This window comes from Paenibacillus sp. P36 (assembly GCF_045866505.1).
Taxonomy (GTDB): domain Bacteria; phylum Bacillota; class Bacilli; order Paenibacillales; family NBRC-103111; genus Paenibacillus_E; species Paenibacillus_E chondroitinus.
The window spans coordinates 3,021,968-3,039,749 of sequence record NZ_AP038372.1; the positions used below are offsets into that span (position 1 = coordinate 3,021,968).

At 47.0% G+C, this 17,782-nt stretch carries 13 protein-coding genes; 10 read left to right on the forward strand and 3 right to left on the reverse strand.

Annotation, left to right across the window (positions count from 1 at the left end):
• The first annotated feature begins 119 nt into the window (after positions 1 to 119).
• From ACKTT9_RS13300 to ppdK, 4 genes are all read left to right on the forward strand, one after another.
• A complete protein-coding gene (locus ACKTT9_RS13300; RefSeq protein WP_407871965.1) occupies positions 120 to 4,568 on the forward strand; it encodes an endo-alpha-N-acetylgalactosaminidase family protein in 4,449 nt (1,482 codons plus the stop codon).
• Between the two features lie 1,375 nt (positions 4,569 to 5,943).
• On the forward strand, positions 5,944 to 6,999 hold the full coding sequence (gene gap / locus ACKTT9_RS13305) for a type I glyceraldehyde-3-phosphate dehydrogenase (RefSeq protein ID WP_407871966.1): 1,056 nt from the start codon (positions 5,944 to 5,946) through the stop codon (positions 6,997 to 6,999).
• Positions 6,978 to 7,163: a GapA-binding peptide SR1P gene (locus ACKTT9_RS13310; protein WP_127449361.1), complete on the forward strand. Its 186-nt coding sequence runs from the start codon at positions 6,978 to 6,980 to the stop codon at positions 7,161 to 7,163. The genes gap and ACKTT9_RS13310 overlap by 22 nt, the downstream gene beginning before the upstream one ends.
• Entirely contained in the window at positions 7,160 to 9,844 is a 2,685-nt protein-coding gene (gene ppdK / locus ACKTT9_RS13315) for a pyruvate, phosphate dikinase (RefSeq protein WP_407871967.1), read from the forward strand. Before ACKTT9_RS13310 ends, ppdK begins: the two co-directional genes overlap by 4 nt.
• 63 nt (positions 9,845 to 9,907) lie before the next feature.
• Here ppdK and ACKTT9_RS13320 read toward each other — a convergent pair whose 3' ends face one another.
• The gene (locus ACKTT9_RS13320) at positions 9,908 to 10,387 is read right to left on the reverse strand and encodes a hypothetical protein (RefSeq protein ID WP_407871968.1); all 480 of its coding nucleotides are present in this window, start codon (positions 10,385 to 10,387) and stop codon (positions 9,908 to 9,910) included.
• Between the two features lie 200 nt (positions 10,388 to 10,587).
• Between ACKTT9_RS13320 and rfbG the strand changes: the two genes are divergently transcribed.
• From rfbG to ACKTT9_RS13345, 5 genes are read left to right on the forward strand one after another with little or no spacing between them, the layout of a single operon-like run.
• Positions 10,588 to 11,703, forward strand: a complete 1,116-nt coding sequence (rfbG, locus tag ACKTT9_RS13325; protein WP_407871969.1) for a CDP-glucose 4,6-dehydratase — start codon at positions 10,588 to 10,590, stop codon at positions 11,701 to 11,703.
• Complete coding sequence (gene rfbC / locus ACKTT9_RS13330; protein ID WP_407871970.1) at positions 11,693 to 12,238, forward strand: dTDP-4-dehydrorhamnose 3,5-epimerase; 546 nt, start codon at positions 11,693 to 11,695, stop codon at positions 12,236 to 12,238. Before rfbG ends, rfbC begins: the two co-directional genes overlap by 11 nt.
• Position 12,239: 1 nt before the next feature.
• Positions 12,240 to 13,274 carry a glycosyltransferase family 2 protein gene (locus ACKTT9_RS13335; RefSeq protein ID WP_407871971.1) on the forward strand — a complete coding sequence of 345 codons (1,035 nt, stop codon included), beginning with the start codon at positions 12,240 to 12,242 and terminating at the stop codon, positions 13,272 to 13,274.
• A 7-nt stretch (positions 13,275 to 13,281) separates the two neighbouring features.
• Entirely contained in the window at positions 13,282 to 13,986 is a 705-nt protein-coding gene (locus tag ACKTT9_RS13340) for a GNAT family N-acetyltransferase (protein WP_407871972.1), read from the forward strand.
• A complete protein-coding gene (locus tag ACKTT9_RS13345; protein ID WP_407871973.1) occupies positions 13,977 to 15,107 on the forward strand; it encodes a DegT/DnrJ/EryC1/StrS family aminotransferase in 1,131 nt (376 codons plus the stop codon). Before ACKTT9_RS13340 ends, ACKTT9_RS13345 begins: the two co-directional genes overlap by 10 nt.
• 203 nt (positions 15,108 to 15,310) lie before the next feature.
• Here ACKTT9_RS13345 and ACKTT9_RS13350 read toward each other — a convergent pair whose 3' ends face one another.
• Positions 15,311 to 16,300, reverse strand: coding sequence for a glycosyltransferase family 2 protein (locus tag ACKTT9_RS13350; RefSeq protein ID WP_407871974.1), 990 nt, complete (start codon positions 16,298 to 16,300; stop codon positions 15,311 to 15,313).
• Between the two features lie 47 nt (positions 16,301 to 16,347).
• Positions 16,348 to 17,118, reverse strand: a complete 771-nt coding sequence (gene rfbF, locus ACKTT9_RS13355; RefSeq protein WP_407871975.1) for a glucose-1-phosphate cytidylyltransferase — start codon at positions 17,116 to 17,118, stop codon at positions 16,348 to 16,350.
• A gap of 229 nt (positions 17,119 to 17,347) precedes the next feature.
• On the opposite strand from rfbF, the gene ACKTT9_RS13360 reads away from it, so the two are divergent.
• Complete coding sequence (locus ACKTT9_RS13360; RefSeq protein WP_127449381.1) at positions 17,348 to 17,566, forward strand: hypothetical protein; 219 nt, start codon at positions 17,348 to 17,350, stop codon at positions 17,564 to 17,566.
• The last annotated feature ends 216 nt before the right edge of the window (positions 17,567 to 17,782 follow it).

Consider the following 17,782-nt stretch of genomic DNA (forward strand, 5'->3'; position numbering starts at 1 on the left):
GCATGCCAGAGAAGCAATTCAGTGTTACATCGCGCCTTCAATGATACATGTCGTATCATGTCGGAATTTCGCGAAAGTTTGGGAACAGGGGAACCTAATCAGGGAGGGTGAATGGTTGTATGAAGTCCAGTAGTCGCAAGTTGAAAAAAAGCGTTACAGTTTCGTTAGCTTTACTTACAGCTTTGCAAATGTATGCCGCAGTCCCGGGAGGTACAGCATTAGCTGCCGATGGGGATGCTTATTTCCAGGATTACAATAACGGACAGGTTGGCGGTTGGAAGAAAACATCGGGCAACGCGACTTTTAGCGTCGTCAACAATATGCTCAAAGTTGTTACATCCGGGGTAACCTTGATGGTGGATGATAACTCGCCCTCCTATCAGAACGCCGAATTGGAAACAAAGCTGAAGGTCGAGAGCGGGCAAGGCCGTTATGGCTTTTTGTTCCGGTATGTTGATGTGAATAACTTTGCTGGTATTGTCTATGACAACGGGAGTTGGCTTTACTTTTATTTGAAAAACGGAACGGAATATTATGGCACGATTGCTTCCAAGTCTATGTCTACCAACCAAACCTATGATATTAAACTGAGATATGTGGACTCGGATATTATTTTATGGATTGACGGAGAAAAGGTTGCTGCTGCAACCGTTGGGGATATGCCTTCTGCTCCAGGAAAAATTGGGATGAGAACATGGTTCGACAGTAAAACAATGTACCTTGATGATACGAAAGTAACCCCGTATACGAAGCCTACGCCGCCTAAGCAGGATCCGAATGCCGTTAATTTTGTATCGGAATCGGCTACGATGAAAGCCGAACTGGATAGTACGTTCCCACGTGTAGATAACTACGTATGGAAAGCAACCGGCGCTGTCATGAACGGGCAGAAAAATTATCTTTACGCTGTGAAAATCAATGGAGAAGAGTATTGGCCGAAGACGACGGCGGAAAAAGTAGGCAACAGCGTGATCTACACGATGAATGTAGAAGAGCTGGCCGTCCAACTGAAGGTGAAAATGGAAGTGGTGGACAATACGCTCGATATGAAGTTCACCGAGATCCAGGAAAACGGTTCGACTAAGGTTAAAAGTATTGAATTCCCGAACCATAGTCTAGCCTCCGTCTCTTCGACACAGCCGAAAGCACAGGAGACGGCAGCCTGGTTCACCGGTGAGTGGAATAAAGTATTTGAGGAATACAACGACCTGAAAAACGGAGCGCAAAACTTGAATCCAAGCGGCCGTACATTCGGATTCGTCAACTCCGATAAGCTGGCAGCCACGATTGTCAATAATGTCATCAATGGCAACGATAAAGTACGCACGAGTGTTTCGGATGGGGCACCAGGCGAGAAAGTTGCTGCGCTGGCAAACGGTGCTTGGACGTACCGTGAAAGCATGGTTGCTCCGGCTCCGGAAGAGCTGCCATGGTCGAAAGTCATTATTACGCCGGATGCGAATAATGACGGTGTTCTCGACTGGCAGGATGGTGCCGTCGTGTACCGCAGCCATTCCGATATGCCTTACGGAAGCGACATGATTAAAGATAACATCTCGTGGATTAGCATGAACATCGCAACAACAGGTATGCCGTTTCTGCGTTCGCTGGACCACGCCAAGAAAATTGCGCATCTGACTGACGAGTTCGGCCAAATTGTCCTGCAGAAGGGTTATCAAGCGGAAGGACACGACGATTCGCACCCGGATTACGGCGGGCATATCGGTATTCGCCAAGGCGGGAAGGATGATTTCAACTACTTCCTGACGGAAGGCAAGAAGTATAACATCAAAGGCGGTGTGCACATTAACGCCACGGAGTACCATCTGGACGCCTTCCAAACGAAGATGGCGAACATGATTGCACCGCTGAGCAAAGGCTGGGGCTGGCTCGATCAAGCGTATTATGTTGACCAACGCAAAGACATTGAGTCCGGCGAGTTGAAACGTCGCTTGGATATGTTGAAAGCAGATACAGGCGATAATCTGGACTTCGTGTATGTCGATGTTTATACAGGGGCAGGCTGGAATGCGAAGAAGCTGGCCGATTATATTAACGGCAACGGCTGGATGCTTGGCACGGAATTTGCTGGCCCGCTGCAAGAACAAGCCTCTTGGGTTCACTGGGGAACAGACCCAGGGTATCCGAATCAAGGCGATGACAGTAAAATTGTCAGGTTCATTCGCAACACGAATGTGGACGGCTTCATGAGCGATGCGCTTTTGAAAGGCAACAAGCAGTCCGGTGTCGGTTATTGGCAGCCTAACTCCCAATTCTACAGCTATCAAGAAGTGACGAAAACGTTCTTTAACCAGAACTTACCGACGAAGTACATGCAGCATTTCCCGATTATGAAAATGACGAACGATCGCGTCGATTTTGAAGGTGACGTATCGGTTGCACGCGCTGGAGACGGAAAAATTCATCTGACGAAAGACGGCAATGATATCGCAATTATGACGGATTCCACTGATATCAGTAACAGTACGATCTTCATCCCATGGGATCCGGTGAAAGAAGATAAGATTTACCACTGGAATCCAGCTGGCGGCAGCACGACATGGAAGGTCCCTGCGTCATGGAGCGGCGTGCAAACTGCGAAGCTGTATAAGCTTACGGATACAGATCGTCAGTTCGTCGGGGACGTGAACGTAACGAACGGGCAAGTGACGCTAAGCGCCGAATCCAATGTCGGTTATGTGCTGTACAAGACAGCGGCGCCGCAAGAGGCGGAAACGATCTGGGGCGATGGCAGTCCGGTTAAAGATCCCGGATTTGACAGCCATAAGTGGGCAACTTGGAGTAAATCGTCTTCCGCTGGAACAACGGATCACATCAGCTTCAAGAAAAACAGTAACGCTGACGATTATCTGGAAGTGAAAGGGCCTGACGATGCGAAAGTCGAGCAAGTTATTACAGGACTTGAGCCAGGCAAAACCTACAGCGCATCCGTCTGGATGAACGTATATGGAGTGGATCGCAAGTCGTCGATTAGCGTGAAACAGGGCGACATGGAAGTATCCAACTACTTGGAAGATACGAAGCTGAAATATTTCGCTCCACAGCACAAATATTACAATACGAATTTCCAACGTGTGAAAGTGAACTTTGATGCAGTAAGCGATAAAGCAACACTTGCACTTAACGTAGCGCCAGGTGCTGGAACGGTATCTTTCGACGATGTACGGATATGGGAGAATCCGGGGAAAACAGATCAAGCAGGCACTGTTCTGAACGAAGATTTCGAGAATGTCGATGAAGCTTGGGGGCCTTTTGTTTATGCGAAAGCAGGCAATGTGCAGACGCATATGGTAGAAAAAGGCGAAAATCAAGTGAAATCCTATGTGTTGGATGGCAACTTCTCGCTGAAAACAAATGAAGGCGGAGCAGGCGAATGGCTGCGTACATTGCCGCAAACACTGCGTCTCGAGACGAATGAAAAGTACCATTTGACGATGCAGGCCAAGGCAGATGTGGCTAATCAGTTCACAGTTGCCGTTCGTGTGAATGATAACGGCACAGTGAGAGATCTGGCGACCAAAACGTTGCCAGCGGGAGCAAGTACGGTTGATTTGACGTTCACGACAGACAATGCCAAAAATGCTTACCTCGCCATCCTGAAGGGAGCAGATAACAGCAGTGCCGAGCTCGGAGGCCAGCTTGTTGTAGATAACATCCGAGTAACAGATGAGACCGTACATGCGGTGACTGGCGTAGTGCTCGACAAAACGGATGTTTCTATTGCTGAAGGTGGCACCGTGGAATTGAAGGCGATGGTGCAGCCGGAGAATGCGACGAATAAAAATGTGACCTGGTCCAGCAGCGATGAATCGGTTGCGAAGGTTGAAGTTGTCGAAGGCAAAACGATCGTAACTGGTATAAAAACAGGTAGTGCGAGCATTACAGCGACAACTGCTGATGGCAATTTCCATGCGACAGCAAAAATTACCGTAACGAAAGTAGTGAGTGTACCAGCAACAACGCTTATCGCACCTAGCTCGGTTCAAACGGGGCAAACCTTTACGGTAGGTCTGGGCTTATCCAATGTTACCGAAGCGGTTTACGCTCAGGATTTAACGATAAGCTATGATACTTCGCTAATGGAACTTGTTTCAGCGAAGCCTGCTCAATTGGGTATCAGCTTGGTGTCCAAATCAGAAACAACACCAGGCAAAGTTCGCTTCATCGTTGCGAGCGAAGGAGCGGGTCATGCCATCATCGGCAGCGGCGATGTGCTGGAGTTGACTTTTAAAGCGAAAGACATCACGCAGCCGGCAACAGCTCGATTGGCCGTTGAATCGGCGGTACTCGGGGATGCAACGGGGCACGAAACGAGCGCAACGCTTGGATCGGCGAACGTCTCGATTACAATCCCTGCTCCAGGTACGCCGGGCGATATTAATGGCGACAACAAAGTGTCGATTGGCGACCTTGCCATGATCGCAGCCAACTACGGTAAAGATTCGAGCAGCCCGGATTGGTTGCTTGTGAAGAAAGCCGATGTTACTGGAGATAACAAAATTGATCTAGATGATCTTGTGAAAGTGGCTAGTCAGATTATCCAATAGCTAACAATAAATACCGTCAGGATGGAACTTCATCCTGGCGGTATTTTTAGTTTCGCGCTACCTGTTCGCTGGCGAGCAACTGGAAATTGTGCAGGTAATTCAGTCGATTCACCTCATTTCGGACGAAAGTTGAAGAATTAGCTGGATAATTTCCAACTACTGGCGAGAGAGCAGCAGATATGAGCAAATTAGCAGTACAATTTCCTGTTGAAAGTTAAGTGATGGGAGTTGGGGGGAGATGGTTTTGTGTGACAAAGGTTTGGCGGGATGAGGGAAGGTGATGGGTGATTAGTAGTGTGCCGTTTGGTGAAGGTGATTAGTGATGGAGCGTGTCAGGTAGGATGATTGAAATGAGTAACAAATGGTGTGGTGGGATGAGGGAAGGTGATGGGTAATTAGTAGTGTGGCCGTTTGGTGAAGGTGATTAGTGATGGAGCGTGTCAGGTAGGATGATTGAAATGAGTAACAAATGGTTGTGGTGGGATGAGAGAGGGGGTTAAGTGGTTAATGGTGTGATGGGCTGGGTGTAGGTAATGGTAATGGTGATTAGTGATTAGTGATCAGTGGTGTAGCGGGATGGGGACTAGTGATAAATGTATGAGGAATGAGGTGACAAAGGGACGGCTGAGCAGCAAAGGTGAAGTCTAATTCAAATTTTAAGGCTTACCTTGCATTATATACAACGTAATGGCCTGGTCTGACCGCAAATGTGGTCTTTTGTTGCACAATATACAACCATTTATTGCGAAAAGGTGGGATGTAAGCGTTTTAGTGCTTAAATGCTTGCACAAACTGCAACATAGAGGCGATCTTTGGCCCAATTACAGCCAAATGGTTGCATTAAGTACAACATGGATACTGTTGCAGGCTCCACTTGGTGAAGGGGCAATGGGGTGTGATAAATAATGTGACCTGACCGCTAATGAGGCATTTCCTGTTTCAATATCGGGTATGGAACGAGACGGCACAGGGAGCAACTGTAAAGTAACTACAGGGCGCTATTTGAGCGAAAAAGGACATCTGTGCAAATCAGAGGGAACGCTGGGACCTTATTTTGGCCTATTGGGCAGTGAAGTGGCGCATTTCACTGAAATAAGATCCTGTAGTTCCCATTCAGCTGCGGGACTCCCGATTTATAACGAAATAGCGCCCTGTAGTTCCTTTAGATGCTAGTCTCATCGGCTAATTTTACTAATATTCGGGTTAGTTTGGTAAAAGAGATCAGCTTTCAGTATCTCATAATTAGTATGTCATATATATTCATTCCTAATCAAAATGAATATCAACAGCCCTTTTTAATCCAAATAAACAAATATATATTGTGTAATATATATTCTTATGTTACATTTATGACGTACTAAACGAGATAAGGGGGATGGAGATGCGAGTTGGACTCAGCGGTACTGGAAGAATTGGAAGGCTCGTCTTGAGAAAAGCGTTGACTGGTTCGCAGCAGGATTTCCAAATAGCAGTAGTAAACTCAACTTGTCCCATTCATGTATTAGCCCATTTGTTGAAGTACGATTCCGTGCATGGCACTTGGGACGCCAAAATCGAGGTTACTCCGGATAACGTGTTGATTATTAACGGACAATCCATTCACGTTGTTTGCGAGAGAGAGCCGGATCTATTGCCTTGGAGAGAACTAGGCGTTGAAATGGTTGTCGATGCCACGGGAAAGTTTAACCATCGGCATGGAGCTGAACGCCACCTGTTCGCAGGTGCCAAGAAAGTTCTGATTACGGCTCCCGGAACAAATATGGATCTGACGATGGTCATGGGGGTCAATGAAGGCACATACGATCCTTTGCAGCATCACTTGATTTCCGCGGCCTCTTGTACAACGAACTGTATTGCTCCTATTTTGCACATCTTAGATCAGGCATTTCAGGTCAAAATGGGATGGATGACAACGGTGCATGCCTTCACGAACGATCAGAACCATTTGGACAATCCGCATAAAGATTTACGCCGTGCCCGATCTTGCACGAACGCCATTATTCCGACTTCCACCGGGGTGGGGAAAGCGCTGACGGATGTTTTGCCGCATCTTGCTGAACAGATTCAAGGTGTATCGGTGCGTGTGCCGACACAGGATGTCTCGTTGTTGGATCTTCAAGTGGCGGTTGGGCGCAACGTGCATATTGAGGAAGTAAAATCAGCCATGAAACAGGCAGTTGCCGGCCCAATGGGGGACTACGTAGACTACAACGAGCTGCCACTTGTATCCGCGGATTACATCGGCAATGCGAAATCCGCTATTATAGATGGTCTTACTATGATGACGAAAGATAATCAAATTAAGCTTTTAGCCTGGTATGACAATGAATGGGGTTACGCTAGTCGAGTCATAGACGAAGTGGCTTATATCTCTCGTGCAGAAAGCACGCTCGAAAAGGAGGGAACGTCATGTCTCATACAATCAGTGTAACAATGGAAGCGGGAGTAGCTGCCCAGCCAAATGAACTTGGTCTCATTATTTGTAAATCTTGTAACGAAGTACTTGCAACGCTGCCTACGGATGGGTACAAAAAGTTTTATGTAGTTTGCCCAGGTTGCGCACGGAAAGATAACAATAAGGAGGCATCCGAATGACAACGCAGAAACAGGTGGTCCCCTTTCAGGAGGGAGACGCCTCAATGATAGCTCTTCTTGGCGGAAAGGGGGCCAATCTAGCGGAAATGACGCGCGCCGGCCTTCCCGTTCCACCTGGCTTCACCATCACGACTGAAGCTTGTTTAGCCTTTTTTGAAAAGGGAAATCGCCTCTCGGACTCACTGCTTGAACAAGTTGAAGCTTCGCTTAATCAGCTGGAGAAACAGAAAAATCAAACGTTCGGTGATGCAGACAATCCGCTGCTGGTTTCTGTGCGTTCCGGTTCGGTCAGCTCGATGCCGGGGATGATGGATACGATACTGAATTTAGGCTTGAACGATAAAACGGTCCGAGGATTGGCTGCGCATACAAAAAACGAAAAGTTTGCTTACGACTGTTACCGGCGCTTGCTGCAAATGTTTGGCAGCGTCGTGCTTGGCATAGAGTCTGGCCATTTTGAAAACTTACTGCATCGCTTGAAAGAGAAGGAAGGCGCTCACCAGGATCAGGATGTGACTGCTAACGGGTGGAAGGAGCTAATTGAGGCGTATAAGGCTTGCATTTTGAGCAAAACGGGCCGGGCCTTCCCGCAGAATGTTTATGAGCAGTTGAAGCTGGCGATTGAAGCTGTTTTCAAATCGTGGAACAATGCCAGGGCACAAATTTACCGGAAACTGAATCGGATACCGGATGAGCAGGGAACGGCTGTTAATGTTCAGAGTATGGTTTTTGGCAATATGGGAGGGAACTCAGGCACAGGTGTTGTTTTTACGAGAAATCCGTCTACGGGAGAAAATACCTTTTTTGGCGAGTATTTAATTAATGCGCAAGGAGAAGATGTCGTCGCCGGGATTCGCACACCGCTGGTTATTGCCGCACTTCAAGAGGAAATGCCTGCTATTTATGAGCAGCTTCTAGACGCCTCCAAGCAGCTTGAGAAGCATTACAAGGACATGCAGGACATCGAATTTACGGTGGAAAACAATAAATTGTACCTGCTTCAGACGCGAAGCGGCAAAAGGAACGCCCAAGCTGCGCTTAAGATCGCAGTTGATTTGGTCCGTGAAGGTGTATTGACCAAGCAGGATGCCGTCAGCCGTATTGAAGTGCTTCATCTGGATCAACTGCTGCATCGAGGGATTGATGAAGCAGCGGTCATCGATGTGTTGGCGCTGGGACTTCCGGCTTCACCTGGGGCAGCGGTTGGCCAGCTTGTTTTTGATGCCGATACGGCGGAAGAATGGGTGCGGGCTGGCAGGAGCGTTATCCTGGCCAGAACGGAAACGACGCCGGAGGATATTCATGGCGTTATCGCTGCGGAGGGCGTGCTTACAAGCCGAGGCGGAATGACAAGCCATGCGGCGGTTGTCGCCAGAGGGATGGGGAAGCCATGCGTGTGCGGTTGTGAAGAGATGCGAATCGTGCCGGAAGAGAAGCGCATGTTTGCGCAGAACCGACTCCTGGAAGAAGGGGAATGGGTCACCTTGGACGGCGCGACCGGTCGTGTTATTGCAGGGGCTATGCCTTTGCTTGAAGCCCGAATGACAGATGAGCTGCTCATTATGCTGGAGTGGGCGGATGAAATTCGTAAGCTGAAGGTGTTTGCGAATGCGGATAATCCGCACGATGCCGGTATAGCAAGGCAGCTTGGCGCCGAGGGAATTGGCTTATGCCGAACGGAGCATATGTTTTTCTCCCCGGCTCGTCTGCCTGTTGTTCAGCGCATGATCCTTGCAGAAGACAAGGAAGCGCGCTTAAAGGCTCTTGCCCAACTGCTTCCGATGCAGCAGTCTGATTTTGAAGGGATATTCGAGCAGATGGATGGCCTGCCGGTAACGATTCGTCTGCTGGATCCACCGCTGCATGAATTTCTGCCTAACCTCGATGAGTTGCAAAAAAGGCATGCTCAACTGACGTACGAACATGGTGGATCCATCAAGGAAAAAGAGGAAGTCGCATCCTTGCTCCGCAAGGTGCAAGCGCTGCATGAAGCGAACCCGATGCTGGGACAGCGTGGCTGCCGCTTAGGGATCGTATATCCAGAAATCTATGATATGCAGATTGAGGCCATTTTTCGCGCAGCTTCCACATGTATTGACGCAGGTGTCCGGGTGCATCCGGAAATCATGATTCCGCTCGTCGGCCATGCCAACGAGTTAAAAATTCTAAGAGAACTGGTTGACTTCGTGGCGCAGCAGGTACTGGGGAAAGAGAAGCTGCGCGAATGTCCTTACCAAGTTGGGACGATGATAGAGGTGCCGCGAGCTGCATTAACGGCACGTCAAATTGCAGCGCATGCCGATTTCTTCTCATTTGGCACGAACGATTTGACGCAGATGACGTTTGGCTATAGCCGTGATGATGCGGAAGGGAAGTTCCTGACCCATTATGTCAATCACAAGCTGCTGCCGCATAATCCGTTTCAGGTGCTAGACACCGAAGGCGTCGGTCAATTAATTGAACTGGCGGTGAATGTAGGAAGAACCGTGAAGACGTCTTTAAAAACAGGCATTTGCGGGGAGCATGGCGGAGACAGGGAGTCGATTCTTTTCTGTCACCGAATCGGATTGGATTATGTAAGCTGTTCGCCATACCGGATTCCTTTGGCTCGGATGGCCGCTGCTCAAGCGTTTCTTTTATACGGGGAACCTGGAGCAAGTGACGTCGCACAAGCGATTTGAAATAAGAAACAAAAAAAGGACCTTCCTTTGTAGATAAATCTACTCGGGAAGGTCTTTTTTTGATTACTTCGTAAGTTTAAATTGTTTCAATAGGCTAGCGATTGTGTCTTGGTTCAAGTTCAATTCGCTCATTTGACCAGTCAAAATTCCTTCAATTTGAGACACAAGTCCACGAAGTGCTGCCAAGTTTGCGGAGATCGTTTCTGGAGTCGGATTTGTTACATTGAGTTGTGCTACAAATTGACGTACGGCATCAAGAACTGCAGGAATAACTGTTCCCGGAAGAACGTTAGTACCGGAAAGATTCGTGATTTGGTTAAGAATGTTTTGGATGTCTGTCATTGTGTTTTCACCCAAGTTCAATTTGCCAATTTCGGCTTGAAGCTGGTTCAGCCATTGGGAGCTTGTCGGGTTATCCATGTTTGCATCCATAGCGGCTTGGAGTTCACCAAGTTTTTGTAAAACAGCGCCAACAGGTCCTTCAGTCACTCCACCTGGAAGTTGTTTAAGCATTTCTTCAAGTTTCTCTAAAAGTTGACTCATTTGCTATCCCTCCTCTCTAGTATCTATGTTATGTAAGTTTTCGCAGATGTGATTGGATGATAGCTTATTATTATTATTTTCATAGACTAGATTTTTGCCGCTTTCGGGTTTGCTCTAGCAATCATACGATATTTTGATATGAAAACATTCGATAGAATCTGTTTCTCTATCAAGATGTTCGAATGGGAGGAGGGAGAAACATGCCAGACAACCGGATTCGGATTAACGCCGACTTCTGGAAGGGCAAGAACGTATTTGTCACAGGTCATACAGGGTTCAAAGGAACTTGGCTCAGCTTATGGTTGCAAGGCATGGGAGCTAACGTGACCGGATATTCCTTACAGCCGCCGACGGAGCCGAGTTTGTTTGAGCTTTGCCGAATGAAGGACGTGGTATCGTCTTATATTGCTGATATTCGCGATATGACGGCGTTATCTGAAGCTATTGTAGAAGCAGCTCCGGATATCGTTTTTCACTTAGCGGCTCAACCGCTGGTTCGAGCCTCTTATTTGAATCCCATAGAAACCTACGAGATTAATACGATGGGAACCATTCATTTACTAGAGGCTGTACGTCAAGCTAAGAGAAACAATGCCCCCATCAAGGCGGTTATCCATGTTTCAACCGATAAGGTATATTCGCAATTGGATGAGGGGAGAGGATACCGGGAAGATGACCGTTTAGGCGGCGGCGATCCTTACTCGAACAGCAAAGCTTTAACGGAATTGATCGTAACCAGCTATCGACAACTGTATGAAAAGGAAGAACAAGCATGGGCCGTGCCGGTTGCGCTAGCGTCGGCGAGAGCCGGCAACGTAATTGGCGGCGGAGATTGGGCCGAAGATCGGCTGATTCCCGATTGCTTCAGAGCTATTCTTCGAAATGAGCCGGTTAAGCTCCGATATCCGCAAGCCGTTCGCCCTTGGCAGCATGTCCTTGAGCCGCTTCATGGTTACCTGCTGCTGGCCCAGCATCTTTATGATGACAAGCAGTATGCAGCAGCGTGGAATTTTGGTCCTAATGAGGAAGATACGATCTCAGTCGAGCAAGTCGTAAGCAGCTTATGCCAGAAATGGGGAGATCAAGCGGCCTATCTAATTGATTCGGCGGAGCATCCGCATGAGGCTCCTGTATTACGATTAGATTGCACCAAATCGCGCGATTTACTAGGGTGGTCACCTCGCTGGAATCTCGATATGGCGATTACGAAATCGATTGAATGGGTCAAAGCCTACGACCAGTCGGGAGATTGCAGGGAGATTTGCAGCAAACAAATACAGGAATATGTAGAGGGAAGTGAACAGCATGATCATTAAACCCGGCAATCTCCAGGGCATTTATGACATTACGTTAGCTCCCAATACCGATCACCGGGGTTATTTTACCCGACTCTATGATGTCAATATCATGAAGGCGCATGGCCTTCACCGTAATTGGGTGCAAGAAAACCGCTCATTTTCCAAACAGAAAGGTACGATTCGTGGGCTGCATTTTCAACACGGACCCCATGCAGAAACGAAACTCATTTGGGTTAGCAAAGGAGCCATTCTGGATGTGTTTGTCGATGTACGGCAAGACTCTCCCACCTTTGGCTGCTATGAAAGCAGAGTTTTAACGGAGGAGAATTTTGCCATGGTTTATATTTCACCCGGTTTTGCGCATGGTTTTTGTACCTTATCGGACAATTGCGAGGTTGTTTATAAGGTAGACAATGTCTATTCACCGGCGCATGAAGGCGGGATTTTATGGAAAGATGCTTCGCTTCAAATTCCATGGCCTGTCGATCAGCCGATTATGTCGGCGAAGGATCAGGTGCTTCCAACGTTAGATACTTTGAAAAGGAGAGATTGAGATGAATCCACTTGTTAGCATTCTAATTCCAACCTATAACAGGCCTCATTATTTTGAATTAGCGCTGCAGAGTGCTTTTAATCAGACGTATGACAATATTGAAATTATCGTTAGCGATAACAGCGACAACAATCAGACGCAGTTGGTCGTCCAGAAATATCAAGAGATGCCTGGCGGTGCTAAGATCAAATATTTCAAAAACCCTCAAAACCTGGGTCCGATTGCGAATCAGCAGCAATGCTTAAATTTGGCAAATGGCGAATTTATTAACTATCTCATGGACGATGACTTGTTTCACCTGCGAAAAATTGAAAAAATGATGGCTTACTTAATCCAGTATCCCGATGTCACGATGGTCACATCGCAGCGAAGAGTGATTAACGCTGCAGGCCGTCAGTTATATGTTCCGCCAATTGGAACGTTTAAACAATTGTACACGAAAGATACGGTTGTCGACGGCCGAGTGCTTACAAAGAGGATACTTGAAGACCGAATTAATTATTTAGGCGAACCGACGACAGTTCTGTTTCGAAGAAAAGCTCTGACGGAGCCCTTTGGCGTGCTGCTGGGCAGACAGACATATTTTGCTGTGGACATGGCGAGTTGGTTGAGTTTGTTAAGTAAAGGGAAAGGCGTTTATATGGTTCAGCCACTCAGCTATTTGCGATACCACACAGAGCAGTTGTCGCAGCATGAGATGGCCAAAGAAGTAGCCATGATGGATATCGAAACCTTTAAATTTTTTGCCGTCAACCAAGGCTATGCGACACCGCAACAGATCAAAGAATTTGAGAAACAGCAAGGGAAGATGAAAAAGTCTGGCAATCAGAAGACGAACCAACAGACACTTGAGCAGATCAATCAGCAACTGCTTCAGGGTGGGGACAAGAAAACGAACCAAATGTCGAACCAAAAGTCGAATCAAAAGTCGAATCAAAAGTCGAACCAAAAGCCGATTCAGCCATTCAATGCTGCAGATCTTCAAAAAACAATCAATAAATTGATTAAACATACGAATGCGAAAAAGAAAGGGTGATTCATCGGTGAAATCGATTCTACGAGAATATAAACAAGCGGGAAGCGACCAAATCTCGTCGTATTGTTTGCCGATCATCGTCGATGGCAAGGTGCTCGGACAACTTAAGCCGCTAACGATAGAATCCATTGAAAATGAAGAAGTCATCAAAGCGTTAATGGACTGGAGGGTTGCTGCCGGCCAGTGGTTTGCCACACAATTCCCTGCGAATGAGGAAGGCACAAGGGCATGGGCACAACATCAGATCCTGGAAGTGGATGACCGGATTTTATTTATTCTGGAGGATGAAGAGCAGACGCCGATCGGCCAGATTGGGTTAATGCACTATGATGAAGTCGCCCATTCTTGTGAGTATGATAATTTGCTAAGAGGCCGCAAAGGACGTTATGGCAATATTGTGATGCATGCTCTTCTTACTTTAGGGGCATGGAGTTTGCGTGAACTAGGTTTACAGAAAGGATATTTGAATGTACTTTCGGATAATGCCCGCGCGATTCATATTTATGAGACTTTAGGGGCTGTAGAAGTGAAGCGCACACCACTACGCAAAGAAGTAGAGGGCGAAGTAATCCGCTGGGTACCTGTAGAAGGCCAGCTGTCAGGTGAGCCTGAACGGGAAATGGTCACAATGGTTGTTACCCGGGAAGCTTTTATGAGCAGATTCGGTAAAATGATAGAGCTTGAAAACGGGGAGGGGAAATCGTGGATATAAGGCTGTTCAAGCCATCTGTTGGCAATGACGAATTGGAAAGTATTCAGCAAGTTTTCAATAAAGCGTGGCTTGGGCTTGGTCCTCGGGTAGGCGAGTTTGAGAAAAAATGGAGCGACTATATCGGCAGCGCGGAGTCGGTAGGGGTCAATTCCTGCACGGCGGCACTGCATCTGGCTCTATCTGCTTTTAAATTCCCCAAGGGTAAAAAGGTGCTGGTTCCAGTCGTCACTTTTGCGGCAACGGCGATGGCTGTTTTGTACAATGGGCTGGTACCGGTGTTTGTGGATGTGGATGAGACGACCTTTGGCATGAGTATGGAAGATTTGGAGCGCAAATATGATTCGGATTGCGTAGCGGTCATTCCCGTTCATTTTATGGGCCATCCAGTTCCCATGGACCAGCTGATGCCGTGGGCTAGAGCACGCGGCTTGAAGGTTATTGAGGATACGGCACATTCGGCCGGAGGGAAATATTTGGGCAAAGCCCTCGGAACTTGGGGCGATATCGGATGCTTTAGTTTTGAGGAGAAGAAATGTATGACAACCGGTGATGGCGGGATGATTTCGTCGAATGATCCTGAGCTGCTGAGGCCTTTGCGCCATTCACGTTGGGTTGGGATTAACAAAGATACATGGGAGCGTTATGAAGAAAATGCCTCGTATCATGCGGATGCCAACAGCTGGTATTATGAAATCTCCGATATTGGCTACAAATATAATATGAACGATCTCATGGCCTCTATTGGTCTTGTTCAATTGGCTAAGCTCGATACGATGAACCGCCGAAGAGAAGAGATCATTCGTCAGTACGTCGACGGACTTGCGGGCAGCAACCTTGTCCAGCCGGCAATCCCCTACAATTTGAACGACTCCTCGTATTGGGCATTTGTTGTTCGTGTGAAGGAGAGAGAATCGTTTATTTTGCATATGAAGAAAAAAGGGGTGTCGACCGGTGTGCATTACATGCCGCTGACCATGCATCCACTCTTTGTTCCTTATAAGGCGGAAACGCCGATAGCGGATACGCTTTGGCGCGAGCTCGTTACCCTCCCATTGTTCCCTGACTTGACGGATGAAGAGGTCGCGTATGTCCTTGAGAGCGTGGCATCGTATGCTCCATAAGGAATAGCAGTATGCGGCGGGAATCCTTGCAGTTAGCGTGAAAAATAGACCGAATGCCTGTGCCTTGTGCAGGAGCGGTCTATTTTTTTTGAATATAAGCCGACAATCGCCTGAGCATACAAAAAAGACCTGTATAACAGCAGGCCTTCATGCGTGTTCCTCTAGAGGCGGACGAATTTTGCAATGTCGCAAGTCATTTGTTACTAGGCTGGTTTCCTTTGAGCTTCGAGCTGTTGTATGAGTTTTTTCAGATCCTTGGCGAGTGAGGATAGCTTTTTGGTTTTCTCACTGACGACAGCCAGTTGATGCGCTCTATCCAATAATTCATTCAGATATAAACCTTGAGTGGCTTCATTCCAATTCGAAAAATTGTCCAGTACTATTTTTCCCAGCCTGCTAATCATTTTGACAAATGTGGATGAGTCATCAAAGATACGCTGCTTTTTTGCCAAGAGGGTGGCGTCGATCCAATCGCACTGGCATCCCATTCTCGACAATAAAGTATTGGTTAATTGGGTAGGATGTTTGCGAAATGAGCTCAAAGGTTCTTCAAGAAAAACAGCATCCTTGTTGACAAGCAAAGCGATCCAGGAGGCAACATCAACGTTGTTATACGCTTGTTTGCCGCCAAAGGTACCAAAAGGCTCAAGCAGATCCGATTTTCTGAAAAGCACCGTTGTCGGCTCGCCAATATAGTTTGTAGCGTCGGTCAGCATTCGTTGGATTAAGGATTGCCCATTGATGGTAGGCTTTTTCAGAGTTGACAGCTTGAAAGGGGGAGTTTTGGATATTCGGACCGGTTCCCCGAAATGATCAATAATTTGCTTCAGCGAGGTGACGAGTCCAATATTAGGGTTGCCAATCAGGTAGGGAAGCATGCGCTCGATTTTACTCGGATGGAGCAAGTCGTCATCCATTAAGTAGTTGATATACTCACCTTTGGCGAGTCGAAAGCACTTCTGTTGGTTGGCCGTAGGACCGATGTTTGCCTTGTTTCTTACGTACTTGATTTTACTGCCGTTCGGTGAGGTCAAGTACGAATTCACCACTTGCTCTGTCGCATCATTTTGGCTATTATCGCAAATGATAATTTCAATATGAGGATAAGTTTGGTTTAGTGCGCTGACTAACGCTTGCTCCAGAAACTGTGGACGATCAAAGGTTGGCAACAAAATACTGACAAGTGGCGTCATCGTACTCCTCCTTTTTCACCGTTCTTTTTGTCTGGTTCTGCCGTGTATTACCAAATTTTCCACGGAGCTTGTCCCGAGTCCCAGAGCTTCTGCAACTGCTGTTGATCGCGAAGCGTGTCCATTGCGTACCAGAAGTCAGCATGTTTAAACGCATGCAACTGCCCTGAGGCAGCTAACTGCTCCAAGGGTTCCTTCTCGAAATGGGTGGGGTCACCGTCAATATAATCGAAAACCTGAGGCTGTAAGACGAAGAATCCGCCGTTTACCCAGCCGCCTTCACCTTTGGGCTTTTCTTGAAATTTAGTAATTTCTGTACCATTTCCAAAAATAAGCGAACCAAACCTGGCCGTAGGCTGAACCGCGGTCAGTGTGGCGAATTTACCGTGATCCTGATGAAACTTCACGACTTCGGGAATGTTCACATTGGTTAATCCATCTCCGTACGTTAAGAGAAACGGTTCATCGCCAATATATTTCTGAATTCGCTTAATACGTCCGCCTGTCATCGTCTCCTCGCCTGTGTGCACGAGTGTAATTTTCCATGGTTCTACTGGCGATGAAAGATACTGAGTGGTATTCTTTTGCAGATCAACCGTTATATCGGATGCATGCAAGGGATAGTTGGCAAAAAAGTCTTTAATGACGTGCCCTTTATAACCTAGGCATATAATAAACTCATTAAATCCGTAAAATGAGTAGATCTTCATAATATGCCACAGAATGGGCTTATCACCGATGAGGATCATCGGTTTAGGCTTGGAATGGGTTTCTTCTCGAAATCTGGTGCCAAGTCCGCCAGCTAGAATTACGACTTTCATCCTCATTCCTCCTTTCTATGTTTCTAAAAACTAGCTTGCTATATCATATGTAAATCTCGTTGAAATGACAGTGGCAACTATAAATAGATACATAGAAATGGGTTTACATGTAACGAAAGAGTAAATTGGATGGTTGAAAAAACGTTAAAGTGGAGGATGAAAGTCAGACCACTTTTCGCTATAATGAGGACATCAGGGCTTCTACTAAATATAAAATGGGGTAATCACAATGAACATGTACATCTACTATGCGATATTCTCGCTTATCTTGTTATTTGGATTGGTTACAACCTTTATGATTGGTTTTTCACGTAAAAACAGGGAAGGCGACACCACGTATTTTCAGAAAACCGGGGTCAAATGGGCACGTCTCACTTCTTTCTACGTCGTTTCGATCGCAGCAGGCTTACTAGCTTTGGTGGCTTATATAGTGTATTTAATTCGATAAAAAAGACCGTATCTTTGCGCTTTTTGGCAAAGATGCGGTCTTTTTTGAGGTGCGACGAATTGTCTCTGTAAGTGACGCCGTTTCTGCACTTAGTTCGGCATCCTCACGCGGCCTTGCAAAGCTGATGCTCATTGGCGTAGATGCCGCGCGGCACATCACTTGCATGCCACTTTTTTTGTTTTCGCTAACGGACCTGGCAGCCGCTATTTCAGCTAA